This window comes from Vibrio sp. 10N.261.55.A7 (assembly GCF_002877365.1).
GTDB lineage: Bacteria > Pseudomonadota > Gammaproteobacteria > Enterobacterales > Vibrionaceae > Vibrio.
This window is the reverse complement of record NZ_MCWZ01000294.1, coordinates 13,986-39,175: the sequence shown is the minus strand read 5'-3', so window position 1 is coordinate 39,175 and position 25,190 is coordinate 13,986. Positions and strand designations below refer to the sequence as shown.

Here is a 25,190-nt window from a genome sequence, read left to right as displayed (position 1 = left end):
AGACCTCTGCCATGAACAAAACGTACTCGAACCACAGCCTAGACAGTTTCTTTACAACCAATCTTGGTGCGACTGATGATGCCGTATTTGCAGGTATTCAGGCTGAAAACACGCGCCAAAATGAACAGATCGAGCTTATCGCTTCTGAGAACATCGTTTCTAAAGCGGTCATGCAGGCCCAAGGCACATGTTTAACGAATAAATATGCGGAAGGTTATCCAGGTCGCCGCTACTACGGTGGCTGTGAACACGTTGATACAGTCGAAGCAATCGCTATTGAGCGCGCCAAAAAACTCTTCAACTGTGAGTACGTGAACGTTCAGCCTCACTCTGGCGCACAAGCGAACGGTGCCGTTAAGTTAGCACTTCTTCATCCAGGTGACACCATTCTAGGCATGTCTCTAGACGCAGGTGGGCATCTTACTCACGGTGCACGTCCGGCTATGTCTGGTAAGTGGTTCAATGCGATTCAATATGGTGTTGACCGTGAAACACTAGAAATTGATTACGACGCCGTTCTCGAACTGGCAAAAGAGCACAAGCCAAAGATGATCATCGCAGGTGGCTCTGCGATTCCACGCACTATCGATTTTGCTAAGTTCCGTGCGATTGCTGATGAAGTCGATGCCATCCTTATGGTTGATATGGCTCACATCGCAGGCCTAATTGCGACAGGCGCTCACCCAAGCCCACTTCCTCACGCACACGTTGTGACCACAACAACGCATAAAACACTGCGTGGCCCTCGCGGCGGCATGATTCTAACCAACGATGAAGCGATCAATAAGAAGATCAACTCTGCGGTCTTCCCTGGCCTTCAAGGTGGCCCACTCATGCACGTCATCGCAGCAAAAGCAGTCGCATTCGGTGAAGCATTAGGCCCTGAGTTCTCAACGTACATTGATTCTGTTATCACCAATGCAAAAGTACTGGCTGAAGTATTACAATCGCGTGGCTGTGACATCGTGACAGGTGGCACTGATACTCACCTAATGCTGGTGGATTTACGTCCCAAAGGCCTGAAAGGAAACAAAGCGGAAGAAGCTTTAGAGCGTGCAGGGATCACATGTAACAAAAATGGCATTCCATTTGACACAGAAAAACCTATGATTACATCGGGTATTCGTTTGGGTACACCAGCAGGAACCAGTCGCGGTTTCGGCAGTGAAGAATTTAAACTCATCGGTGAGTGGATTGGCGATGTATTGGATGGCCTTGTAGAAAGCCCTGAAGGTAACGCTGAAGTCGAACAGCGTGTGCGTAAACAAGTGAAAACACTTTGCGCTCGCTTTCCACTGTACCAATAAGAATTGAACCACATTTTAAAACTAATAGTTATTTTTGGAGATTAAGCAATGGATAACACACTGAAGTTTGCAGATAGCCACGAGTGGGTTAAAGACAATGGCGACGGTACAGTAACGATCGGTATTTCTGAGCACGCTCAAGAGATGCTAGGCGATGTCGTGTTTGTCGACTTACCAGAAGTTGAAGACGAAATTGAAGCAGGTGAAAGCTTCTCTTTGGTTGAGTCTGTAAAAGCAGCGTCAGACATTTATGCACCAGTAACGGGTGAGATTGTTGAAATCAACGAAGAGCTTGAAGACAGCCCAGAGTTGATTAACGAAGAATCTTACGAAGGCGGCTGGATTGTAAAAGTAAAACTTTCTGACCCATCAGAGCTTGATAATCTTAAAGATGCTGAAGAATACCTAAACTCAATTGAAGACGAGTAATTAGGAAAATAAATTAAAGCTGCCCTGATGTTATTCGACAAGGGCAGCTTTTTTTCAAGATGGACCTTAAACACAAGACTTCAATAGTGAAGGCGCGCCATCTGATAGAGAAAGGTAAAGGAACAATGACTGAATTACTTCACAGCCCATTACTTGCAGATCTGGGCACACAAAACGAATTTGTTGCACGTCACAACGGTCCAAACAAAGTCGACCAGCAGAAGATGTTAGAAGCGATTAACGCGGCTAGCCTTGACTCTCTTATTGACGAAACCGTCCCAGCACAAATTCGCGTTGAAAAACCAATGACGCTAGAAGCGCCAAAAAGCGAAACAGACATGTTGGTTGCGATGAAAGAATTCGCGAACAAGAACCAAGTTAAGCGTACCTTTATCGGCCAAGGTTATTACAACACCTTCACGCCAAACGTTATTCTGCGTAACGTCCTAGAAAATCCAGGTTGGTACACAGCGTACACGCCTTATCAGCCTGAAATCTCACAAGGCCGATTAGAAGCTCTACTGAATTTCCAACAAATGGTGATGGATCTAACGGCAATGGACATTGCTAACGCATCACTGCTTGATGAAGCCACCGCCGCGGGCGAAGCGATGACGCTTTGTAAGCGCGCAGGCAAAAGCAAAAGCAAAGTCTTCTTTGTTGCCGACGATGTTCATCCACAGACGCTAGAAGTTGTCAAAACTCGCGCAGAGTACATTGGATTTGAAGTCTTAGTTGGCGCATTAGAATCTTTACCAGAGCAAGACGTGTTCGGTGCCTTGGTTCAATACCCAAGCACAACAGGTCAAGTTCAAGACCTCACCGATCTAATTGCTAAAGCACAAGCGAACAAAACACTCGTGACTGTGGTTACCGACCTACTCGCTTCCACTTTGCTTAAACCAGCAGGTGAAATGGGCGCAGACGTTGTTATCGGTTCGTCTCAACGCTTTGGTGTTCCAATGGGTTACGGCGGCCCTCACGCGGCATTTATGGCCACTCGCAACAAGCACAAGCGTACGATGCCAGGTCGTATTATTGGTGTCTCTGTTGACTCAAAAGGCAACCAAGCCCTTCGCATGGCAATGCAAACGCGTGAGCAGCACATCCGCCGCGAAAAAGCAACGTCGAACATCTGTACTGCGCAAGCTCTACTAGCGAACATGGCTTCTTTCTACGCGGTGTATCACGGCGCTGAAGGTCTGCGTACTATTGCTCGTCGCACTCACCATATGACAGCCATTCTTGCCTCTGGTCTTAACAAATCTGGCTACGAGTTAGCGCACAACAGCTTCTTCGATACAATTACGTTGAACACTGGTGACCAAACCGACGCACTTTACGCAAAAGCTCAAGCTGCTGACATCAACCTACGTAAGCTTCCGAGCCAACTGGGTATCAGCCTTGATGAAACAACAACGATTGGTGACGTGAACGATCTATTCTCTATCTTCAGCGTCAATGAAGATGTGAACGCACTGTCTGTTGAAATCGCAGCAAACGAATTTGCCGCCATTCCAGAAAACTGCCGTCGTGAATCGAAGTACCTAACGCACCCAGTATTCAACACGCACCACAGTGAAACGCAGATGATGCGTTACCTGAAACAGCTAGAGAATAAAGATTTCTCACTGACTCACGGTATGATTCCACTGGGCAGCTGTACGATGAAGCTGAACGCTGTTGCAGAAATGATTCCTGTCACTTGGCCTGAGTTTGGTGAAATCCACCCATTCGCGCCACTTGACCAAGCAGCGGGTTACACAGCTCTTGCACAAGATCTTAAAGAGAAGCTATGTGAAATCACCGGTTACGACGATTTCTCACTTCAGCCTAACTCTGGTGCTTCTGGTGAATACGCAGGTCTCATTGCGATTCAGCGCTACCACGCAAGCCGTGGCGAAGGTCACCGAAACGTGTGTCTGATCCCAAGCTCTGCTCACGGTACGAACCCAGCAACGGCTTCTATGGTTTCAATGAAAGTTGTTGTCGTTAAGTGTGATGACGATGGCAACATCGATATGACTGACCTAGCTGCTAAAATTGAAAAACACTGTGAGAACCTTTCAAGCATCATGATCACTTACCCATCGACGCACGGCGTCTATGAAGAACAAGTGAAAGAAGTGTGTGAAATGGTTCATGAGGCTGGTGGCCAAGTTTACCTTGACGGTGCAAACATGAATGCGCAGGTTGGTTTGACTTCGCCAGGCTTTATTGGCTCAGATGTCTCTCACCTTAACCTGCACAAAACGTTCTGTATTCCACACGGTGGCGGTGGTCCGGGTATGGGTCCAATCGGAGTTAAATCGCACCTTGCACCTTTCCTTCCTGGCCACATTGAAAATGGCTCTCAAGGTACGGATTACGCGGTTTCTGCCGCTGATTTAGGCAGTGCTTCTATCCTTCCTATTTCATGGGCTTACATTGCTATGATGGGTGAACCTGGTTTAACAGAAGCAACAAAGGTCGCAATTCTAAACGCGAACTACGTAATGGAAATGCTTCGCCCGCACTACCCTGTTCTTTACCGTGGCTCTAATGGCCGCGTGGCGCACGAATGTATTATCGATATTCGTCCACTTAAAGAAGAAACGGGCATCAGCGAAGAAGATATTGCTAAGCGTCTAATGGACTATGGCTTCCACGCGCCAACCATGTCGTTCCCTGTTGCAGGCACATTGATGGTTGAACCTACGGAGTCAGAAGATCTTGAAGAACTAGATCGTTTCTGCGAAGCAATGATTGCGATTCGCCACGAGATGAGTGCCGTTAAAGACGGTAAATGGCCACTGGATAACAACCCACTTGTGAACGCACCGCACACACAAGTTGACCTGTCGAGCGATGAGTGGGATCGACCTTACTCTCGTGAACTCGCTTGTTTCCCATCATGGGCAACGAAGCAGTCTAAATACTGGCCAACAGTGAACCGTGTCGATAACGTTCATGGTGACCGCAACCTAATTTGTTCTTGCCCAAGTATTGACCACTACCAGTAATCAATAGCAACTCAAGTTAAACATAAACAAAAGGCGAGCCATGATGGTTCGCCTTTTCTATTGAATAATCAGCCCTTAGCTTTCTATCACTTCTCGCCGCTTCCACAAACGCCCGTCAATCGCGGATAACCCCAACGCAATTAATGTCATACCAAAGAAATGAATCAATTGAAGCGATTCATTAAGAAACATCGAACCGAGCAAAATCGCCGAGACTGGAACAAGTAAAGTGACTAACAGCACATTCGTCGCACCTGCGACTTCCAAAATTCTAAAATAAAGTACATAGGCGGCAGCCGTCGAAAACACCGCAAGCGCTGTCATAGAAACCCATGTTTGCGTACTTACCGTTGAAAAATCTAATTGCCCATCAATCGTCAACGTGATGGGAATAAGAATTAACGTAGACGCCGTAACCTGCCCCGCTGCGGTCAAGATTGGATTAATACCCATGGTTTTAAACCGGCGCCCAAACACGCCCGCAAACGAGTATGACAACGCCGCACAGATTATCGCCAGTTGCGCCATCAGATTACCCTGCCCGCTTAGCGCTGGTAATCCAATCATCACAACCACACCAACAAATCCGACAACGACACCAACAAGCTTTAATGGCGTCACACGTTCGTCAGGCAATAATAAACCAGCCACCACCACAGCAAATATAGGTGTAGAGGCGTTAAGAATAGACGCTAATCCCGATGCAATTTGAGTCTGCCCTAGCACAATAAGAGTAAATGGAATCACATTGTTTAACACGCCCATGCCTAAAAATGCTGCCCAAATCTTTAGATCTTTGGGAAATTTAATGCCAACGATGAACGCGAACACCCACAACGCTATCGCCGCCATTCCAACTCGAAGCGTTACAATAGTCAGAGGTGGAAGTTCATTCACAACAACACCAACAAAATAGAACGAGCCCCCCCAAAGCACTGAAAGCAAAATCAACATGCCCCAAACTCGAGCCGTCATAGAGGTATTAATACCCGATGTCATACTGAAACCACGCTATGTGAAAGAAGTGTTAATAGCTGTGATAATAATGGAACTGAGTAAATGAAATCATCGGGTAACTCACAGGCTAGCGATCGCAATGCGATTGATTTGCCTTAAAAAGTAGAATTTCGCTGACTCTGCTGTGTTCCTGTCGTTGATTGCATTGTGTGGTCACGCCGCGTTTGAAGCGTTTGAGTCTATAGATCATTAAAGTGATTAGGTCAAAATCCAAAGCGATGAATTCAATTATCGAAAAGAATCGACCCCGTGTTTTCACCCTATTCTCACAATCGTTATGGGGCTATTTTCGTCTCATAAAGGCATTGATTCCCATTCATTATTCAATGAATATAGACATCAACTCATTAACACGATCAATCTATTCAGGGACTCACAGCAACGATGATGTCAACACCTAGCGATGCCCTTAGCCGGTTTGTGACACAGCTTGACCCATCAAGCGAAGTATTTGCTCAAGTAGAGCTCCGTGCCCCTTGGGGTATCAGTGAAACGCATTTGAATTCGGCTTATTTTAGCTATGTGCAAGAAGGAATTTGCATCGTCGAAATAGATGGGCAGCCACCCGTTACCGTGTCATCCGGCCAGGTGGTGATTTTGCCTTACGGTCATGCGCACCAAATCAAAAGTGAACAGAGCGTTCACTGTATGCCTGCCGACCAAATCTTCTCAGGTAAATCCGTTCATGAGATAGAAAGCATGGTGATAGGAGGAGATGGTGAGCAATGCCTCATGCTATGTGGCACGTTTAACTTTGCGCCCATCCAGTATTGGGGGGAAGACTCGTTGATAGGAAGCTTGCCCAGTTTGTTCGTTGTCGATGCTCCAAAAAATAGCCGGCTCGCGCATTTGTTACTTTGGTTGTACCAAGAGAATAATCAGAGAATCGCCGGCCAAACCCTCGCTCTCGATCATTTAATGCACCTTTTATTGTTGGAAATGCTACGTAATTTACAGCAGTTTAACCACAACCCGAGTTGGATGATTGCATTAGGTAATGAACGCTTAGCGCCGGTTATTCTCGCTATTCAAGAGCAATACTCTAAAGATTGGACCGTGGCTGAACTTGCTGATATTGCGGCCATGTCTCGTTCCGTTTTTTCTGAGCGATTTAAAGTGTTAACAGGCACCACGCCCCTATTGTTCTTGCGACAATGGCGATGCTTCATCGCTGCTCAATTCCTCGCAAATGGCAATGCCTCTATAAAGCGCATCGCAGAAAGAGTGGGATTTCAATCTGCAGACGTTTTCATCCGTAATTTCAAACAATTTCATCGCTGTACTCCCAAGCAATACGCTCAGCAATACCGGCTTGAAATCGACGAAAAATCTTGATTTATCGACAGTAAAACCTTTGTTACCCCTGCGCTCTATTCATCATTAAGTACACATATTATGGTCATTCAATCAATGACCATAAGGAACAGACTATGTCTAAACGAGTACTGATTACAGGCGCAACGGGGAACATTGGCACAGCGGTCGTCAATGAATTGATCACTCACCAATATCAAGTTGCAGGGCTGGCGCGCAGTGAAAAAAGTGCAGCGGCCTTGGAAGCTGTTGGAGCCGAGGTCGTCGCGGGAGATATTAACCAGCCTGAATTATGGGTTTCAAAGCTCGATCAGTTTGATGCCATTATTCACCTTGCCTGTGGTTTTGGCGAGGATATGGCCCAGGTTGACCAGCACCTCACTTCCAGCATTGCGCGTTATTCTGAATCCCGATCAAATCCACTTGTTATGATCTATACCTGTGGCTGCTGGGCCTATGGCAATCATTCTCTACCCATTACTGAAAATGACGCTAAACACTCCGTTGCAGATTTTCAATGGATGGTCGATGGTATCGATTTCCTTAATCAGCAGAACAATATCGACTGTAGAGTGATCAGTCCCGCGAATGTCGTAAAACAAGAAGAGCAGTTTATTCCCGATATACTGCGTTGGGAGTTAGAACAAATGGGTTCGGTCACCATTCCAAACTCATTTAATCTTGACTGGTCTTTGATAGAACGAACCGATCTTGCCACCCTGTATCGACTCGTGCTTGAGCAAGGCATAAATGGGCATGAATACATTGGTGCGGGGATCGAATCGGTCAGTGTTGCTTCTTTGGCGAAGAAAATTACCGACAAAAAAGCACAAGTTGTACCTATCCAAGAATGGGTTGAGCGTTACGGTAGTTGGGCCGAAGGCTACGGGTTAACACAAACATTCCGTAATCAAAAAGCCAAAACAGACTTAGGCTGGGAGCCTGTCTTTACGGAGATCGCTGATGAAGTGTAACGAATTGCTGAACTGGCAGTGGCAAGGCTATCATCAATATCATTGTTCGAAGGTTAATCTTGCCATTCACTTGGTCGCTGTACCAATGTTTATCTGCGCGTCTGTATCATTAATCTTCGGTCTGTTTTTGATGAACTTACCTATTTCGCTTGGGGCAATAGGCGCGTTATTACTTTCCATTATCTTACAAGCCATTGGCCATAAAAAAGAACGTTTGCCTCCGGAAAAATTCACAGGCGTAAGCAACTTTGTTCTTCGGTTATGCTTTGAGCAATTCATTACTTTCCCAAAATTCATTTGGGTGAGCAGCCTTAATCACTTAAATAGAAATGTGGATAAAAACAACAGGCTTTAACGCGTTATCATTGATTGTATCATTGCTGCCAGGTTTTGAAGTCCACTTAAAGGAAACCAAAAGCCTAGCAGTCTCTGTACACTGAGCGCTCCGTTACCCTTGTTTGTATTTATGAAGAAGGTTGAGAGGAATATGACAATAATCATTTGGCCGAAGCGTTAGGCGGTCTTGATGCTCCTCATCACTCTTCACGTAGTTCGTCAGTGGCAGCACCTCCACCGCAATTTGCGCACTGTTTACCTGTCCGTTAATGAAGTTTTTTGCGATCTCTAGATGCTCTACATTTGTACTATAGACCCCAGTTCGATACTTCTCGCCAACGTCTTCCCCTTGCTGGTTTACACTAAACGGGTCAATGATTTCAAATAGATAATCCATCAGTTGCTCTACCGATACACGCTTAGGATCAAACTGCGTTTTTACACATTCAGCGTAACCGTCGTAATCTCCTTCGGTCGTATCAGATTTACCGTTGGCTCGGCCCGCCTCCGTCGAGATTACACCGGGCAGATGCCTCAAAAACTCTTGAACGCCCCAAAGGCAACCACCAGCAAACACGATTTCTTCCATATAAAACCTTTCATTAATTTGGATGTGAACAGTATCAACTGAACGAAAAAACTTTCCGATGTACGCCGACATTTTCTGTAACCTATAAACAAAAAGTGATGACACTCTGTCATCACTTTATCCCGTTCTACCGTTGGATTTTAGTCTAAGGCTTGTACCACGCCTCAAGCCCTTGTTGTAAACGGTCAGCGGCATCTTGAGGAGCCATCGCCCCATTTATAACCCCTACACTGGTTTCCCAAATTTCTAACTCTAAACTTGGTTCACCTCGATTCAATATTTGATAGGAATTTCGAATTGTGGAATCACACTCGTCTCGCCAAGCTATCATCGCATTTGCCGTCGGATCAACCACATCGATAAAATGATTTGATAATGAGAAGAATCCAGGTAATGCATTAGTAAAGATACCAGCAAATTCTTCGCTCGCCATCCAATTAATGAATGTCAGTGCTTCTGCTTGATTTTTTCCATTGGCATTAATACCGATTCCTATGTCGGTGTGGTCACTGATAAAACAGTCATCTCCACTATTTGCAACGGGCGGTCTAAATACACCAAGATCAATTTTACTATTAAATGCTGAGATATCCCACGATCCTGCAGGATAGACAGCAGCTTTTCCGCTGCCAAACATCTCAATAGAATCACCATACCCACGCGTTTGATAGCCTTCACCCATATACGCCCCCCAACGGCTTAATTGTTCAAAAACGGCGGTATATTCAGGCGACGACAGTTTCCCTTGACCTGAAATCAGAGAGAAACGTCCGTCCTCACCATTCCAATAATTGGGACCTACATTTTGAAAGCCCATTGTAGCGGCTTCCCATTTATCATTGGTCCCCATTGCTAAGGGCACATACTTGCCACTGCCATTTACCTTTTCTAATGCGGCAAAAAACTCATCTACCGTTTTGGGTTCTGTAATACCAAGTTCTGAAAAAATGGTTTTATTGTAAAAAAAGCCATGTATCACAGACGCTAAAGGCAAGCAAAACGTTACAGCTCCATCATCCGTTTGCCATGCTGATTGTGCAAAAGATGGAAAATTCTCCATTCCATCAACATCCGTTAAGTCGACAAGGTTTCCAGCTTCAAACAATTTTAACGAATCATCGAAGGGACGACATGTGATGATATCCCCTGCATTGCCTGCCGCTAGTCGACTGTTTAACTGGTCATTATAATCTGTCGCGACGGTATGCCGATACTCAACTTTAACCTCAGGGTGCTTAGCATTAAACGCAGGTATGATTTTTTCATTCCAGATGGCGCCGTCTTCTCGCCAGCTTTCTATGACCAACGTTCCACTATGAACGGCTGCAGAAAAGAACATCACTAGGAACAGGCCTATTTTCACAAAATATCTCATAACACTCCCTACCTTTTAATTCTCAACAGCTCTCGTCTAGAGCTTAAATTTATGGACAAGAGTCCGTTGTTGTTGCGCAAGTTGCGCCAATACATCACTGACTGAAGACGCTCCTCTTGCCTCGTTTTCAGTTTCAATCGCCACTTCAGAAATTTCATTAATGGTTCTGGCTATGTCTTTACTTACTGTAATTTGCTCTTCAGAGGCATGAGAAACTTGCATACTCATTTCATTAATGGACTCCATACGTTCAGCCACCGATTTGAGTGTTTCATCCGTCACCCGGCTTTGATTCACACACTCTTTTGTTTTGTCTTGACTGGTATTCATCACTTGAACGACTTGTTCTGAGCTTTCTTGCAATCGTTCTATCATCGTTTGAATTTCCACGGTCGATTTTTGAGTCCGGTTTGCCAATGTTCTTACTTCATCAGCAACGACAGCAAAACCCCGTCCATGCTCACCGGCTCGCGCAGCTTCAATCGCAGCATTTAAGGCTAGTAAATTGGTTTGTTCAGCGATACCTCGAATAACATCTAGGATACTGCCAATATTGTTGCTAAATTCTTCAAGCTTATGGGCGATATCCACTGCGTCATTGATCGAATCAAATAATTCTTCAACTAAGATCAAACTGCTTGCTACTTGATCTCGGCTTCGTTGCGTACTAGTGTTCGCACTTTCAACTTCCACTTGCGACTGCTCGGTTGATCTGAATACTTCAGACACACTCACTTCCATCTGCGAAATAGCCGCTGCAACCAGTTCAATTTGTTGTTTCTGCTTGGAAACCCTCGACATTGTGGTATCGCTGATATTGGAAGCATTTTGTGCTTCCTCAGCCAAACTGTCTGAGCCAGTGTTAATCTGAGAAAGTACGTTTTTCATTTCTGATACAAGTTGGTCGATGGAATTAGAGAGTTCACCAAATTCACAACTTGATTGGTAATTTACATGATGAGTCATGTCCCCTTGTGTCATTTTCCGAAGAACCCTATTTATCAAGCTCAATGGTTTATGAATCGCTTTCGATGTTAGGTAACCAATTGCGGCGGCGACTAAAGCAGAGAGCAACGTCATTAATATGATCATTCTTTCTGCTTCGCGAACAGATTCGGTTGCAACCAAGCTAGAAGAGTCCACTTCTTCAAGCGCCAATGTCGCTAACTGATCAACGGCGGTTTCCATTGAACGAGTATTTTCCTGCGCTTGTTGAATTAAATTTCTAATCTCCGATTGCAGTTGTTGATGTCGAATCATCAATGGCAGCATTCCTTTATCAGAAACACCTGCATCTTCCAATTTCGCCACCGTTTTTTCAAAACGAGCAATAACACCTTGACTGACTTTAATTTTCCCTATCCCTTCTTTAGCGCGACCTACGTTATTGGTAAATGTCTCAACGAGCTTATTCAAGTCCATATCAGGACTGGCAGCGCGTAACGTTCTTAAATCTCTCTGAACTCCACTGGTTAATCGATCAACCTTGTTACTTTGAGATCGACTGTCGCTTACTTTATCAAGTAAAAGTAATGTCACCTTTTGAAAAGCGTCTTCATATTTTACAAATACTGATCTGGCTTCGTTTAGTAGCTGGTTAAGTTCGATCGATTGAACGTGTTGGCTCATAACGCGCTCAGCAACAGAAAAATACGTTTCTGACAAATGAGCAATCTCATTGACTTGACTGTTTTGTTCGGTCGCAGTACGAATGCTTTCAAGTTTCGAAAGGAATTCATCTTTTTGATTGCGGAAAGCTGATTGAATTGGCGGAAGCGCTTCTACGTCTGAATAAGTTATAAACTCTAGGAGACTTCGTTGACTCTTGAGGAGTGTAATTTGAAGCTGGGAAGTTTCAGCAAGCAATGGCGTTGCGCGATCTGTAATTTGCTGAACATGGGAATCCACCAACACGAGTTTTAGGTAACTACTGCCCCCAAGTAATGCAAGCAGTAGAAACATGATTAGGTAGCCACCAATGATTCGCTGGACAATACTGAACTTCATTCCCAATCCCCAATGCATACACTATCAATAAAAGTAGACGAGTATTGAATGTAGGTCACATTTATTTGGCGATTTCTCTTATTTTTATTGAACTGCCGTCATCCATTTCATTTCGCTTATCGGATTTTATATACCACTCGCCCACTTTGTAGCCCATTGAATCCGCAGCAAAGTAGTCCCAAACATAGCCCCCAAAATGCACTACCAATACCAAGCAAATCGATGCCTGATGCCGTGAACAGAAACGTAAACAGTGCGGGCTCTCGGAATTGGCTGTCCGCCATCGACACCGATAGACAATTCAACAGCGTTGGCATCACGGCAAGGCCAGCAACCGTGATCACTATCGCTGATGGCACCGCACTAAATAAAGAGACAAACGACATCCCCATAATTCCTGCTAGTAGATAGAACACTCCCATGGCGACACCTGCCATATAGCGTGTTTTAGGATCTTCATCCGCATTTGGCCCCATGCAAATTGCCCCAGTAATCGCGGCAAGATTGAACGCAAATCCACCAAATGGTGCCAGTAACAGCCCAGTCACCCCTGTTGTGGTAATGATTTTTGAAGAATCCACCTGATAGCCATTTGCTTTCAGCACAGCAAAACCAGGAAGATTCTGCGACGCCATAGTCACAATAAAGAGTGGAATCCCTACGCTGAGCAATGAGAATAGTTCGAAGTCAGGGGCAATAAACACTGGCGTTGTCAGACCGAATACAACGTCACTCACGTTCAGTTTCCCCATGTTTGCACACATCAAAAGAGCAACAATAAAAATGCTCGGAATCAGTAAATTCTTCAGCCAAGTTTTCGCTAAAATAAACATGGCTAGCATCACTAGAACGATTTGCGTTTCCTGCATTAAAGAAGAGAACACGCCTAGCCCAAACTGTAACAAGACGCCCGCTAACATTGCAGAGGCAATCGCGGTCGGAATCTGTTTGAGCAATTTCTCAAATACACCCGCTAAGCCCACCAATGTGATTAGCAAAGAACTGAACAAGAAAACGGCCACAGCCTGATTCATCGATAAACCATCAAGAGAGGTGATCAGCAGGGCGGCGCCCGGGGTTGACCATGCCGTGATGATCGGTTTCTTGTATCGTAATGAGAGCAATATTGTCGTCGCCCCCATACCAATCCCTAACGCCCAAAACCAAGAAGCGACCTGCTCATCTGTTGCTCCGGCACTCATTGCAGCCTGAAATATAATCGCGGCTGCACTCGCATAGCCAATAAAAACAGCAATAAAACCGGTACTAATATGTGAAAGCTTTAGCTTGGTCATGTTCATTTCCTTTAATGTGCGTTATAACGTCCATACAATTAACCTAGCATTTGTGCGCTATAACGCACAAGTTATTTATTGAGAAAAAATGGAAACAGAAATTAGAGTCAGCGATAATTTGAAACGCTTACGCAAAGAGAAGGGTTGGAGTCTCGACAAAGCAGCGAAAGCGACGGGGGTCAGCAAGGCCATGCTCGGTCAAATCGAAAGAGGCGAATCGAGCCCGACTGTGGCAAAGCTTTGGCAAATAGCGTCAGGGTTTGATGTTTCCTTTTCCAACTTTATTTCAGTCAGTACCGACAGTGAGCTAACCAGCCTTTTTAGAGACGCCAACCAGTTAAGGCGAGAAGAGTACAACGTTGGCTTTTTCGTGAGCCTGCTATTTCCGTTCGAGCCAGCATTAGGGTTTGAAATATTTGAACTTACCCTCGCACCGAACTACCAACATGAATCAGAAGCCCATAACCTTGGTGTCACAGAACATATCATGTGTATCTCAGGTGAAATGTCGATTTTATTTGATGAGAAATGGCACGCGTTAAGCGCCGGACAAGCCGTTCGATTTAATGCTAATCAACCTCACGGGTATAAGAATACTGGTCAAGAAAACGCTGTATTCCACAATGTCATACATTATCCAAGCAAGGTTTGATCCCAACTAATACTCAGTGAAGCATCGTGAAGCGGTAATAGGAAACATTGCATACCGCTTTCCTAGCTCTCATCACTTCTCACTGACATCGTTTATCACTCTCTAACCTGCTCTTTTCTCGCACAATTGCCATTTGCCAACTACTATCAATGAAACACTTCTAGGCAGTAGATAGGCGTCATGACACTACAATCCCGAACATTTACTCATTCGATATTTTTCCTTGTTCTTCTTTTAGTTTCCCCTTTTTCTACCGCAAGCGGCACCGCACAACTCGTTGAGATACAAGCCGACATCTGGGCGGATAACTGGTTTGCTCTTTATTATGAAGACACGTTGATTAAGGAAGACTCTGTCTCGATAACAACGGAGCGGTCTTTCAATGCAGAGTCTTTTCAATTTTCCGCAGCATTACCAATGGAACTCAGCTTTATCATCAAAGATTTTAAAGAAAATGACACTGGCCTTGAATATATCGGAAGTCGTAAACAACAGATGGGCGATGGTGGTTTCATTGCTCAGTTTAAACAAGTAACAAACGGGTCGATACTCTTGGTGTCCGACACCAATTGGCGATGTCTTGCTACGCACATTGCTCCACTCAACAAACAATGCGAAAAATCTAGAAGTCCCTCCGAAGAATGCAAAAATGCCATAACCCCTGAGCCTGACGGGTGGAAGAACAATTCGTTCGATTACAGTGATTGGCCTGAAGCACAGCAATTCTCCAAATCGGAAGTGAGACCTAAGGATGGATACGACCGCATAACATGGGACAAGCGTGCGCAATTCATCTGGACTTCTGATATTGAATCGGACAATACGATTCTGTGCAAAGTCACGCTGAGCGCTCAGGAGTGATGACCTTTGGAGACTGCCAGAAATCTTTCGACCGTCATTACCATTTCAACGTTGCTTTCGTTAGCTCTATGCTCTGTAACCGTTAACGCAAAGGAGAATCGAGGGAAAAAACCACCAAATAAAAACGGCAAACCATCTCAGTCAATCAGCTTACCTTCAACGCATATTGAAAGCATTGAATGTACGCGTGTGAAACAGTCTATTATCGACTCTGGTTTCACCCAAGTGTCAGTCGTCTGTGACAACGACTATGCCTACGTTCAATCCGACACCTACCCTAGTCACAATGTCATGAATGGCATTACGGGTACGAATGAACAAATACCCGTGCCAGCACTCAATTACATCGCTCCAATTAAGCTTCACCCACAATTATCCTCTCAAATAACCACCATTGACGCTGCACTTGGTATTGCAGTAAACGGCGTGCCCATCTACGACTATTCGGCGCAAGGGGAGCTTGATGTTGAGCGCTACAACGCAAAAAAAGACACGGTTAAGCTCGGGCAACTCGATGACTGCGGTGGTCATGCTGGGCGAGGAGACGATTATCACTATCACGCTAAACCGACTTGCATGATCAATACCATGAACAACAAGGCTGATGAGCCCATCATCGGTTGGGGCTACGATGGTTACCCTTTATTTGCGGATAACAACCCGAACGGGTCTGATATTCCACAAGGCACTCTTGATGTGTGTAATGGCATTGAAGATCAGCAGTTCGGTTATCGCTACCATACCTCGCCAAACCCACCCTACATTATCCAATGTTTGGTCGGAGAGGTAGATAGCTCTATTTTACCAAGAGTCGCTCCGCTTAAAGGGCCAAAAACACGCTCGGATCTCAAGCCCCCAAGAGAGGGAGTCACTGATTTAATCCACTATGAAGATGAAAATGGCACTCGCACGTTACGCTATCGCTACCAAGGAGCAGAGTACTTCTCTAGTTACACGCCTTCTAAAACCAGAAATCACTGCTTCGATTTTAAGCAGAAAACGATCAGTAATGGTGGGAAGCTGGAAACTGGCACGTTTTGCCGTCAATAAATAGCGTCGATTTTCAGCAAAGAAATTGGACACAGACTAAGGATAATCAACGGATGAAAACACACCGAATAAGGCAGTTAGCGCAATCCATCTCATATTTACACCCAGTAAAGATGCTGAACACTCTATGGCTTCGTCACCTTGTTGTCTTGCACCTTCTCATTATCGGGCTGATTTCTTCAAATCATGTGTTCGCCCACACTCCCAACCAAACCGCCGCGCAAGTCATATTACGCGATGGTCAAATTGAGCTTAGGCTATACGTAAATATGGAAAACTGGCTGGCACGCCTACAAGATCATCAGGCGTGGCTAACGGGAGAACATTCACTCCTATTAACGGAAGAAGATATTCACGACCCAGCTTTAAGTGACAGACTCGCCCAACTATTGGAAAAAGAGAGTCAGATCCAGTTGAATCACACTCGAATTTCCCTCAGTACAACCGCTGTAGACGACAACACAGACCCTGGTCATCGCACAGAATTCCGATTCTCTGGTTCGCACGCTATTGTGACTGTCAGTTCGTTGGAAATATCGTTCCCTCACTCTTTAGGAGAAGTTCACTTGTCTGTCGCCCAGCCAATATACGAGAACGTAGCACAAGGTGAATCTCAAAATATTTCACTCAATGCACGTTAATTGCGTCAGTTCATCTGAAGTGTAAAGGAGTCGTTCGTTGAGTTGTACGTTTTACTGACTGATCAGCACTTACGTATAGGTTGCTTGGTAATAAGACTGCGAAATAAAAAAGACAAGCCAAGGCCTGTCTTTAGTCTGCAGAAAATAGCTTATTGTTCGGCATCAGAGAGCAGTTTAGGGTTAGTCACTAAGTTTCTCACACCATGACCATAATCCTCATTAAAAGCGTTCCCTTCACACCATTGCCCGACAGTCTTAATGTCCACTTTCTTCACCCCAGGGCGCACGCTCCAAGTCACTTGAAAGGGCGACCCCGCCTCATTGTAGCTAGGCCCTGTAGTTGAACCCGCATATTGAATGGGTGAGCCGGTGTCCGTCGGAATATTTATGGCTTGGTGGTATCCATCCACATTTTGGTGCTTCGTCAATGTTGTAAAGTCTGCCCCGCTAGGATCATTGATAAGAACATATACTTGAGTCTCTACGCGCAGTTGTGGATTGCCAATCGCATCGTTTAAACAAGCGCCAAGTGTCGCGCCAGGGTCAACCTGCGCAGTTGAGTATACGTAGTGAACTTCAATCGTATCACCCACGTCGAGCCCGCCATGATTACTTGGGCAAATCTTGCTGTCTATGGGTGTGAGCTCACTTGGGGTTAATTCACCCGAATACTGATACCCACTTTGAAACCCACGCCCATCTCCATTGCCCGCATAAAGCGTAAACTCCCCGCCTTTGTGCTCCGCGTTCTTGTGGAAATGGATATTACACAAATTCATTTGTGTCGAAGTTGGCGCTGCAGAGAAGATCCTAGAGTTTTCTCCGCTGATGTTGTCGATATCTCGCGGTGATTGCGGCCCAAAGCCTTTCCCATCGGTGTTCGTCGCAAGCGCCTTTCTTTGCTCTGCAATAACCTTGTCTGAAACCGGCGCGTGTGTCTGGCTGTCTGACGATTTTGCGTTCACCAGTAGTGATGACAGTGCAACCAAAGTGCACGCAGTGTAAATCCTTTTATTCATTCTTATCCCTATTAATATCTGTGTCTGTTCGATACGTATTCTATTCACTCGCCGCTTCTCGGTGACAGTCGTTCCCTCTAAAACAAGCGTGTAAACAATACCGTTGGCTAAAACATCGTTACCTATATATTCAACCGCTTAAATTCAATCGCATGAATTCAATTACTTAGTCACTTCACGATCGACCAGTCTAGCCTTTTCTAACTTAGTAATGGGCGGTGAGGGAGTCCAACGCAATGGTTTAAATATCCATCTGATTACGAAAGCAGTTGTAACTCCTTGCAAGAGAATATTGTTCTTTGGAATCGAACGCTCATAACCTGATAGTCAACGAAAGCGGTCCAAACAATAAGGACGACCATCTGGCCGTCCGCTCTTTAGTAAAATGTCACTCTTAGTCGAAAATTGAGGTGCCACGGGGGATAGGCTCTTGCTGACCCGAGTTCGGTTTGTCTGCAAATCCACGACAAAATGAGCAATGGATATGGTCATATTTAAGCCCTGCCTCTTGCACGGCTTTCACCGTTTCATAGAAAGTGGGTGCTGTCCCACAAGAGCGATTTCGTATGGTCAATACATCCATTTGCACAGTGCCGTTGTGCTGCATTAAAAAGCTCTGCACAGTATCATCGTCCAGCTTCAATACATCACGATAGTACGCTTCTAAATCATGCATCCCTTTTGCAATATAGGCATAGGTTTCTGACTCCGTGCTGCTTTGATACTTCGAAAGAACATAATCATAGTCCAATGCTGAATTGCTTATCACCTGCCTTGGCTCAACGTAGCCTGACGCTAACTTTCTGATATCCATGGCACCACCTTGAGTAAAGCCATGCTCACAGTAAAAAGAAAAATTCTGGCCGTACTTTAGCTTAATTGGTTTCTTATTCGACGTGCATCCATGGGCGCTAATGATTAGGTGTTTTGACGTCGCCTTTCCTTTTGACTTAGACCACAAGTAGAGATGTCTGCCAATTTCATGTTTTGCAAAAATAGCCCCTTTTGGTACCTTCATCGTCATATGCACTGTCCCTGTTTATCTGCGTTATTGATTGTTCTCAACCTTACCCGTCACGCTACAGCCTAGTGTAAGGTTACTAATTCATTGATTGTTAATTATATGTAACCAGCGGCATCAAACTGGCGAATCATTTCGTTGCATATAAAAGTTGTGATGTGGAATCCAAGAAGAAGGGTGTTCTATAAAGGCAATACCTCCTTATAGCGACCTAGCAACGCAACTAATGATCAGGGTCTCTCGTTTTTTTTGCGAAACTTGTATTGTTCATTCGCCGATTGTTCTCACCTCCCAAAGGCACTATTTAGTATCAATTAGCTACGAAATACTTAATTTTTTGTCGATTAGACATTACATCTTCGAGTTAACTAGCGTATAACGACGCTATGAAAATACCGAAAAGAATACAGCCTTTAGTTGACGATGGTTTAGTCGACGAGGTAACTAGCCAACTCATGAGTGGCAAAGAAGCCGATGTGTACATTGTACGCAGCGGCGAAGAGATCCGCTGTGCCAAAGTGTACAAAGAGGTCACGCAGCGCAGCTTCAAAAAGGCCGTTGCCTACCGAGAAGGACGTAAAGTCAGAAACAGCCGCCGCGCGCGCGCGATGGAAAAAGGCTCTGGCTTTGGCCGAGATCAGCAAGAAAAAGTGTGGCAAAGTGCCGAAGTAGACGCGCTGTATAAACTGGCTGCGGCGGGTGTACGTGTTCCTGAACCTTATGGTTGTTACGATGGCGTGCTTCTCATGGAGCTTGTTACAGATGATGAAGGCTATGTCGCACCTAGGCTCAACGATGTGATGATGTCAGAAGAGCAAGCGCTTGAAGACCATGCGGTCATGATGACGTATGTCGTTAAAATGCTGTGTGTGGGTTTAATTCATGGTGACTTGTCTGAATTTAATGTGTTGGTTGATGAATATGGGCCAGTAATTATTGATTTGCCTCAAGCCGTGGATGCCGCTGCAAACAATAATGCCGAGTGGATGCTCACCCGTGATATCAATAACATAAGAGATTATTACGCGCAGTTTGCTCCAGAGCTAGCGACAACAGAGTATGCCAAAGAGATCTGGGCAATTTTTGAGAAAGGTGATTTGAAACCTGAAACCAAATTGACTGGCCAGTTTGTCGAACAAGACATTGAAGCTGATCTTGCCGCCATCATACAAGAGATCGACGATGCTCGACGCGAAGAACAATTTAGAAGAGAGCGCATTAAAGAAGCAAAAGAGGGTGTCGACGAGAGTAAATTCAATTGGGCTGAAGACTGATTTAGCTTAGTTGAAGCAACACCTATTCAATTCGCGTCACCACTATTGGTTGACGCGTTTAAATCACTTCCTCTGTCAATTCAGCTAAAGTTTATATAACCGAATTTACCTACTCATTACTTGTGTTTTCCTCTTCAATGCTCGTACCTTGTAACTAAGTCCTCAACTGCTAACTTTAAAGCTAACCATCTCTTTATTTATTCAGCATTAACCGAAGGTTAGTTATGAAGCATTTATCGATCAGTACTAAGCTGCTTTGGATTACATCGACGCTATTTTTGTCGATCGTTCTCCTTCTCTCCATCTCCTTGTGGTGGACACTGAATGAGAAAAACGCTCAAATGGCGAGCCAAGTTCAGCAAGGTATTCACTTCGAAATACAAGCCAAGCTCTCGTCAACGGCAGGGTTATACGGTGAAAAAATTGCAGGGTTTATTAATAGCGCTTATCAAATCCCCTATTCTATTGCCGCTTCGATTTCCGAAACGTCCGAGCTCTCTTTCAGCTCAAGAGATGCTGTAGAGGGGAATCTCGGTGCGACATTGAACAATAGCCCTCACCTGTCGGCTATTTACGCTCAATTTGAACCCAATGGATTTGATGGCGATGATGCTAACAACCTCCAAAACACCACGCACAGTGTGCCAGATGTCGGTAGCTTAGAGCTCTATTTTTATCGAGAAAGTGACGGCAGCGTTGTACAAGAACAAGTCGAAGATGCTGGCGAAAAATACGCCAATGAGGTTGACGAGTTTGGTTTACGAGAAGCGGAATGGTACTTATGTTCTAAAGATAACCTTAAGCCCTGTGTAATGGAGCCTTACCTTGAGGAAGTGAATGGTCAGAAAATCATGATGAGTTCGCTTGTCGCTCCCGTCATCAAACAAGGCCGTTTCTCTGGCGTAGTAGGGGTAGATATTCATCTTCCCACTTTCCAACTATTAATCGATGAGTTATCTCAAAGCCTCTATGGGGGCAACGCAAAGGTGACCTTGTTAAGTGAACGAGGACTCATTGTGGCAGCCAGTCACTACGATCAAAGAGGTCGCCCGTTAAGCGAGGCTATTCCAGCTGGATTGGTCCAAGCTTTAAGCTCTCTTCATCAAGGTAAAGGTTATTTTGAAGATGATAGTGAAATTGCCGTTGCGTACAGTATTGATATTCCCTTAGCAAATAGCAGTTGGTCACTGATCATAGAAGTGCCAATTCAAGAAGCCTTTAGCACGGCTAATGTGTTGAGTGCTTCCATGCAAGAAATGGCGAACTCATTGGGAAGGCTGCAGATGATTATAGGATTTGTCGTTTCCGTCATTGCGATCATCAGTATTTCTATTGTCATTAAAGGGATTGTCGCCCCAATCAAAACCATTCAGTCTCGGGTTGAAAACCTAGCCAGTTCAGAAGGTGACCTTACCCAATCAGTGACCATCGAATCCCACGCTGAACTTATCGCACTTAGTCGCGGCTTTAACTTATTTATAGACAAGCTTAAAACCTTGATCATCGAACTGAAAGGGCTAGCGGATCAATCACAGAATGTCAGTGCTTCAACCGCGACCATCGCCCAACAAACTAGAGACAGCCTTAATGATCAGAACCGTGAAATAGAGAATGTTGTCACCGCAATGAATCAAATGAGTGCAACCGCTTCAGAAGTGGCTAACGCATCAGAGCAAACCGCAAGTGAAACCGAAGATATGTCGAAAAACCTCAAGTCTTGCGAAAACAGCTTAGTATTGGCAATGGAACATGTTGACACTATGTCTAAAGAATCGATTGAAGCGAAAGAGGCGGTAAACAAAGTGTCTGATAGCAGCAACAATATAAGCTCGATTGTTGAAGTGATTAGCTCAATAGCCGAGCAAACAAACCTCCTCGCTCTCAATGCCGCCATTGAGGCAGCCCGAGCTGGTGAACAAGGTCGAGGTTTTGCCGTGGTTGCCGATGAAGTTCGATCTCTTGCCTCTAAAACTCAAAGCTCTACCGATGACATTACTAAGCTTATCCACGCACTCCAAGTTGAAGTGAATAGTGCCTCGAAAGTCATTGAGTCAGGCACAGAAAAAGCTGAGCTCGCGGTATCACAAACTAACGAGGCTCTATCTTCTATCAGCGCTATCGTCGGTCAAATTGATACGGTTTCAAGCCAGATCACTCATATCGCAACAGCAGCAGAAGAGCAAAGCGCTGTGACCGAAGAGATAAATCGAAACATCACCGGTATATCAGATTCAACCGCTCAACTCGCACGCTTAGCTGATGAATCATTTGATAGTAGTAATCACCTATCAGAGCTTGTTCGGGCTCAGTATGAACAGCTTGATAGGCTAAAAACTTAATAGTCTCAAACCTAGAAATTAATACAAAGGGAGTCAATGAAATACAAAAGAAGAGGTGAACTAATGAGTTCACCTCTTCTATGTTTACGTCTGGTCATTCGGTTTAAACAAATTAGAAAAAGTCTCGTATTACTTTATCGCGGAAAATTGAAATGCGGCTTACTACGTTCTTTAGATTCTTCTGCTCAAGATAAGTAAGGTCATTAAGCGCCAATACATCATTCACTTTTCGTAGATCGGTATACTCTATAATCTGGTTCATAAAACGCAGGTGCCATATATGATCAAAGATATAGACCATTTCACGAAAGTCTTTCGCATCAATCTCTTCTTCCGCTAATAGCCCTTTTAGCCTCGCCATTGTATTGACTTCTCGAATGTCATTTCTTAGTGCGTAGAGCCTACAGAAAATCTCCATTGGTCTTAAACAATCCTTTAAATTCAACGACTCTCTACCGTCATGCTTTTCCGTTTTTATCTCATCATCGGTATTAAGCGGTACTTCATAAGACAAACAGTTTTGCGCGTAAATAGGTAAAAACTCTGGGTGCTGACGAAGTAAAAGTTGAATGTGTGATTGAATCGCATCAACCAAACGCGTTTCACCATAAGTCGCTCTAATATCAAAAAACACATTGAGTTCAAGAATGGAATCCGGCGAAGCTTGAGCAATCCAGTTACCAAAATTGGCCTGCCACTCTTTTTGGCTTAAACACCACTGGTGGTTAGATGCCATGATCAAACCATCACAATAGCTGTACCCCGCTTGATTAAGCATACCGCAGACTTTTTCTGCCAAATGTAGGAAGTAGCGTCGAATAGACTTCAGGTCAGTGTCGTCAGGCGTTTCAAAGACAATCGCATTATCTTGATCGGAGAACAGGGTCATATCATGGCGAGCATTACTGCCAAAAGAGATAAAAGAGAATGGTACCGGCGGCTGCCCAATATCTTCAATGGTCAGATCGATAAATCGGCAAATGGCCGCATCATAAGTGCTACCAATAAGACGACGAAGGTAGTCAGGGCGTGAGCCTACCTCTATCATTTCTCGGATCAGATCTGGCAGTTGATTAAGCGACTCCACCACTTGCCCATGACTCTGGCCGTTTTCAATTTCGGTCACAATGACACTACTGAGTTTTTGGTAATTACTCACCTGATTCACCGAACCAAAGCGACCACCGTAAATCTTACGTACGATCGGACGAAATGAGATCACATGACCTAACTTTTCAGATAAAAAGATCTTAGAGGTACTTAGAATGATATCGATCTGTTTCCCACTTTTGGTTTTTAGTTGCGCTTCAAACTCTCCGGGGTCGCTTTCATTATTAAACAGTTGCAATAGGTGTTGAATCACTTCTCTGTTTTGCGGGCTTTCGGCAAACAGCGCTTTCCAAATAGAATGGTCTTTTAACTCACTATCAGTATATCCAAGTAGCTGATGTAAACGGCTATTAGAAAAAATAATCTTGCCATCAGCTTCTAAAATGTAACCTTCATTGGAAGACTCTACTAGAGCGCGATAGCGATCTTTTGCTTCATGTAGCGCCATTTCAGCACGTTTTTTACGAATTTCAGTCGCTTTTGATTGTGAAAGTACATAACCCATCACACCAATCAAGCCTAAGGTAATAATAAAAAACACTCGATATAACGTCGCTTCTAGACGATCAATACCTTGCTGTACATCTTGAAAATAGACCCCTGTGCCAATGATCCATTGCCACTCTTCAATACCCTGAACATAAGTCATTTTTGGTGCCGTAATGTTTGGATCGTCTTTCCACTGCCACTGATACTCTAAAAATCCATGCTGCTTGGCTTTGACTAGCTTAGTGATCTCAACAAACACCGGAAAACCTGTAGTATTCTCGCTGTCTCTATAGTTGGTAAGGTCTTGCCCTGTTAAGTCATGTCGATATGGATGCATGATCATTTTGGGGTGCATATCAGTTATAAAGAAATAGTCTTTATTTTCAGTGCCGTAACGCATGGCTTTAATTTCCAAGGCTGCTTTTTTTTGCGCTTCCTCAGTTGACATCAAGCCATTCAACTCCTGAGTTACGTAACTATCTACAATACTCACCGCTGTGGATGTTAGCTCTTTAAGCATCTGCCTCTTTTGGCCACGCATTGAATCTTCAACCAACGGAACAATGACGTAGATAATTGAGGTTATGAACATCACAATTGCAATAATTGTCGGTAGGACAATACGAAAACTGAACGTATTCAAAGAGGAGTGATTCTCTTGGTGAGAGTGATGAAAACCACTAAAATAATCTTCAAGCTCACCCGCATCAAGAACTTCACGAATCTCTTCTGCATGCGCCGCGTCGTGGTATTTTGCTGTAAACGTACCGTTTTCAAAATCGGCCCTTAATGGCAAATAACCCGCATAGTCATCGCGAACATGGGTTTCAAAAACATCTTTGATTTGCTGATTGGTATATTTGTCGCCAAACTCTTTTACCGCTTCAGCAAGTGCCTCTTTACAGTGGCGAAAACGACGATGATCGTAAGGATCATAGTCCATATTACTGGACATTCTTAACGAGTGATCACCGCCATTATGATCAAAGAAACCATCAATCCATTTATGGATTTCTTCGGCTCGAATACCAAAAAGTTGCTCGGTGCGGTTAGCATGTTCGGAGATTTTCATTCTGTTTTTACCGGCCC

Annotated in this window: 20 protein-coding genes; 12 read left to right on the top strand and 8 right to left on the bottom strand. The window is 44.5% G+C overall.

Annotated elements, in window-relative coordinates; all coding sequences use genetic code 11:
- Positions 1-11: 11 nt before the first annotated feature.
- From BCU12_RS15870 to gcvP, 3 genes are all read left to right on the top strand, one after another.
- Positions 12-1,307 (top strand): serine hydroxymethyltransferase, encoded by a 1,296-nt coding sequence (locus BCU12_RS15870; RefSeq protein ID WP_102405232.1) that lies wholly within the window; start codon positions 12-14, stop codon positions 1,305-1,307.
- A 48-nt stretch (positions 1,308-1,355) separates the two neighbouring features.
- Entirely contained in the window at positions 1,356-1,736 is a 381-nt protein-coding gene (gene gcvH / locus BCU12_RS15865; RefSeq protein ID WP_102405231.1) for a glycine cleavage system protein GcvH, read from the top strand.
- A 125-nt stretch (positions 1,737-1,861) separates the two neighbouring features.
- Positions 1,862-4,738: an aminomethyl-transferring glycine dehydrogenase gene (gene gcvP / locus BCU12_RS15860; RefSeq protein WP_102405230.1), complete on the top strand. Its 2,877-nt coding sequence runs from the start codon at positions 1,862-1,864 to the stop codon at positions 4,736-4,738.
- 75 nt (positions 4,739-4,813) lie between these two features.
- On the opposite strand, the gene BCU12_RS15855 is transcribed toward gcvP, so the two are convergent.
- A complete protein-coding gene (locus BCU12_RS15855; protein WP_102405229.1) occupies positions 4,814-5,737 on the bottom strand; it encodes a DMT family transporter in 924 nt (307 codons plus the stop codon).
- Between the two features lie 402 nt (positions 5,738-6,139).
- Between BCU12_RS15855 and BCU12_RS15850 the strand changes: the two genes are divergently transcribed.
- The 3 genes from BCU12_RS15850 (at position 6,140) to BCU12_RS15840 (ending at position 8,398) form a co-directional block, all read left to right on the top strand.
- A complete protein-coding gene (locus BCU12_RS15850) occupies positions 6,140-7,090 on the top strand; it encodes an AraC family transcriptional regulator (protein ID WP_102405228.1) in 951 nt (316 codons plus the stop codon).
- Positions 7,091-7,185: 95 nt separating this feature from the next.
- On the top strand, positions 7,186-8,043 hold the full coding sequence (locus BCU12_RS15845; RefSeq protein WP_102405227.1) for an NAD-dependent epimerase/dehydratase family protein: 858 nt from the start codon (positions 7,186-7,188) through the stop codon (positions 8,041-8,043).
- The gene (locus BCU12_RS15840) at positions 8,033-8,398 is read left to right on the top strand and encodes an Mpo1-like protein (RefSeq protein ID WP_102405226.1); all 366 of its coding nucleotides are present in this window, start codon (positions 8,033-8,035) and stop codon (positions 8,396-8,398) included. Before BCU12_RS15845 ends, BCU12_RS15840 begins: the two co-directional genes overlap by 11 nt.
- 93 nt (positions 8,399-8,491) lie before the next feature.
- Here BCU12_RS15840 and BCU12_RS15835 read toward each other — a convergent pair whose 3' ends face one another.
- From BCU12_RS15835 to BCU12_RS15820, 4 genes are all read right to left on the bottom strand, one after another.
- Positions 8,492-8,968: a peptide-methionine (S)-S-oxide reductase gene (locus tag BCU12_RS15835; protein ID WP_102405252.1), complete on the bottom strand. Its 477-nt coding sequence runs from the start codon at positions 8,966-8,968 to the stop codon at positions 8,492-8,494.
- 145 nt (positions 8,969-9,113) lie between these two features.
- The gene (locus BCU12_RS15830) at positions 9,114-10,343 is read right to left on the bottom strand and encodes an extracellular solute-binding protein (RefSeq protein WP_102405225.1); all 1,230 of its coding nucleotides are present in this window, start codon (positions 10,341-10,343) and stop codon (positions 9,114-9,116) included.
- Between the two features lie 36 nt (positions 10,344-10,379).
- On the bottom strand, positions 10,380-12,350 hold the full coding sequence (locus tag BCU12_RS15825) for a methyl-accepting chemotaxis protein (RefSeq protein WP_102405251.1): 1,971 nt from the start codon (positions 12,348-12,350) through the stop codon (positions 10,380-10,382).
- 116 nt (positions 12,351-12,466) lie between these two features.
- Positions 12,467-13,645 carry a benzoate/H(+) symporter BenE family transporter gene (locus BCU12_RS15820; protein WP_102405224.1) on the bottom strand — a complete coding sequence of 393 codons (1,179 nt, stop codon included), beginning with the start codon at positions 13,643-13,645 and terminating at the stop codon, positions 12,467-12,469.
- A gap of 88 nt (positions 13,646-13,733) precedes the next feature.
- Between BCU12_RS15820 and BCU12_RS15815 the strand changes: the two genes are divergently transcribed.
- The 4 genes from BCU12_RS15815 (at position 13,734) to BCU12_RS15800 (ending at position 16,849) form a co-directional block, all read left to right on the top strand.
- On the top strand, positions 13,734-14,297 hold the full coding sequence (locus BCU12_RS15815) for an XRE family transcriptional regulator (RefSeq protein ID WP_102405223.1): 564 nt from the start codon (positions 13,734-13,736) through the stop codon (positions 14,295-14,297).
- 180 nt (positions 14,298-14,477) lie between these two features.
- Positions 14,478-15,158 (top strand): PEBP family protein, encoded by a 681-nt coding sequence (locus BCU12_RS15810; protein ID WP_102405222.1) that lies wholly within the window; start codon positions 14,478-14,480, stop codon positions 15,156-15,158.
- Between the two features lie 6 nt (positions 15,159-15,164).
- Entirely contained in the window at positions 15,165-16,208 is a 1,044-nt protein-coding gene (locus tag BCU12_RS15805) for a YHYH protein (protein WP_102405221.1), read from the top strand.
- Between the two features lie 53 nt (positions 16,209-16,261).
- Positions 16,262-16,849 (top strand): hypothetical protein, encoded by a 588-nt coding sequence (locus tag BCU12_RS15800; RefSeq protein ID WP_102405220.1) that lies wholly within the window; start codon positions 16,262-16,264, stop codon positions 16,847-16,849.
- Between the two features lie 149 nt (positions 16,850-16,998).
- On the opposite strand, the gene BCU12_RS15795 is transcribed toward BCU12_RS15800, so the two are convergent.
- A complete protein-coding gene (locus BCU12_RS15795; RefSeq protein WP_102405219.1) occupies positions 16,999-17,868 on the bottom strand; it encodes a delta-class carbonic anhydrase in 870 nt (289 codons plus the stop codon).
- A 394-nt stretch (positions 17,869-18,262) separates the two neighbouring features.
- Positions 18,263-18,892: a putative adhesin gene (locus BCU12_RS15790; RefSeq protein WP_102405218.1), complete on the bottom strand. Its 630-nt coding sequence runs from the start codon at positions 18,890-18,892 to the stop codon at positions 18,263-18,265.
- Positions 18,893-19,275: 383 nt separating this feature from the next.
- Between BCU12_RS15790 and BCU12_RS15785 the strand changes: the two genes are divergently transcribed.
- Positions 19,276-20,163 carry a PA4780 family RIO1-like protein kinase gene (locus BCU12_RS15785; RefSeq protein WP_102405217.1) on the top strand — a complete coding sequence of 296 codons (888 nt, stop codon included), beginning with the start codon at positions 19,276-19,278 and terminating at the stop codon, positions 20,161-20,163.
- Between the two features lie 224 nt (positions 20,164-20,387).
- Complete coding sequence (locus tag BCU12_RS15780; protein ID WP_102405216.1) at positions 20,388-22,502, top strand: methyl-accepting chemotaxis protein; 2,115 nt, start codon at positions 20,388-20,390, stop codon at positions 22,500-22,502.
- A 112-nt stretch (positions 22,503-22,614) separates the two neighbouring features.
- Here BCU12_RS15780 and BCU12_RS15775 read toward each other — a convergent pair whose 3' ends face one another.
- The gene (locus BCU12_RS15775) at positions 22,615-25,173 is read right to left on the bottom strand and encodes a DUF294 nucleotidyltransferase-like domain-containing protein (protein WP_102405250.1); all 2,559 of its coding nucleotides are present in this window, start codon (positions 25,171-25,173) and stop codon (positions 22,615-22,617) included.
- Positions 25,174-25,190: the final 17 nt, after the last annotated feature.

Excerpts from the sequence above, each read along its gene's own strand:
- BCU12_RS15870 (WP_102405232.1), top strand. The coding sequence starts at position 12 with ATGAACAAAACGTACTCGAACCACAGCCTAGACAGTTTCTTTACAACC.
- BCU12_RS15825 (WP_102405251.1), bottom strand. The coding sequence starts at position 12,350 with ATGAAGTTCAGTATTGTCCAGCGAATCATTGGTGGCTACCTAATCATG.
- BCU12_RS15800 (WP_102405220.1), top strand. The coding sequence starts at position 16,262 with ATGAAAACACACCGAATAAGGCAGTTAGCGCAATCCATCTCATATTTA.
- BCU12_RS15785 (WP_102405217.1), top strand. The coding sequence starts at position 19,276 with ATGAAAATACCGAAAAGAATACAGCCTTTAGTTGACGATGGTTTAGTC.
- BCU12_RS15775 (WP_102405250.1), bottom strand. The coding sequence starts at position 25,173 with ATGAAAATCTCCGAACATGCTAACCGCACCGAGCAACTTTTTGGTATT.
- BCU12_RS15835 (WP_102405252.1), bottom strand. The coding sequence starts at position 8,968 with ATGGAAGAAATCGTGTTTGCTGGTGGTTGCCTTTGGGGCGTTCAAGAG.
- BCU12_RS15820 (WP_102405224.1), bottom strand. The coding sequence starts at position 13,645 with ATGACCAAGCTAAAGCTTTCACATATTAGTACCGGTTTTATTGCTGTT.
- BCU12_RS15810 (WP_102405222.1), top strand. The coding sequence starts at position 14,478 with ATGACACTACAATCCCGAACATTTACTCATTCGATATTTTTCCTTGTT.
- gcvP (WP_102405230.1), top strand. The coding sequence starts at position 1,862 with ATGACTGAATTACTTCACAGCCCATTACTTGCAGATCTGGGCACACAA.
- BCU12_RS15855 (WP_102405229.1), bottom strand. The coding sequence starts at position 5,737 with ATGACATCGGGTATTAATACCTCTATGACGGCTCGAGTTTGGGGCATG.
- BCU12_RS15780 (WP_102405216.1), top strand. The coding sequence starts at position 20,388 with ATGAAGCATTTATCGATCAGTACTAAGCTGCTTTGGATTACATCGACG.
- BCU12_RS15830 (WP_102405225.1), bottom strand. The coding sequence starts at position 10,343 with ATGAGATATTTTGTGAAAATAGGCCTGTTCCTAGTGATGTTCTTTTCT.
- BCU12_RS15795 (WP_102405219.1), bottom strand. The coding sequence starts at position 17,868 with ATGAATAAAAGGATTTACACTGCGTGCACTTTGGTTGCACTGTCATCA.
- BCU12_RS15850 (WP_102405228.1), top strand. The coding sequence starts at position 6,140 with ATGATGTCAACACCTAGCGATGCCCTTAGCCGGTTTGTGACACAGCTT.
- BCU12_RS15845 (WP_102405227.1), top strand. The coding sequence starts at position 7,186 with ATGTCTAAACGAGTACTGATTACAGGCGCAACGGGGAACATTGGCACA.
- gcvH (WP_102405231.1), top strand. The coding sequence starts at position 1,356 with ATGGATAACACACTGAAGTTTGCAGATAGCCACGAGTGGGTTAAAGAC.
- BCU12_RS15815 (WP_102405223.1), top strand. The coding sequence starts at position 13,734 with ATGGAAACAGAAATTAGAGTCAGCGATAATTTGAAACGCTTACGCAAA.
- BCU12_RS15790 (WP_102405218.1), bottom strand. The coding sequence starts at position 18,892 with ATGACGATGAAGGTACCAAAAGGGGCTATTTTTGCAAAACATGAAATT.
- BCU12_RS15840 (WP_102405226.1), top strand. The coding sequence starts at position 8,033 with ATGAAGTGTAACGAATTGCTGAACTGGCAGTGGCAAGGCTATCATCAA.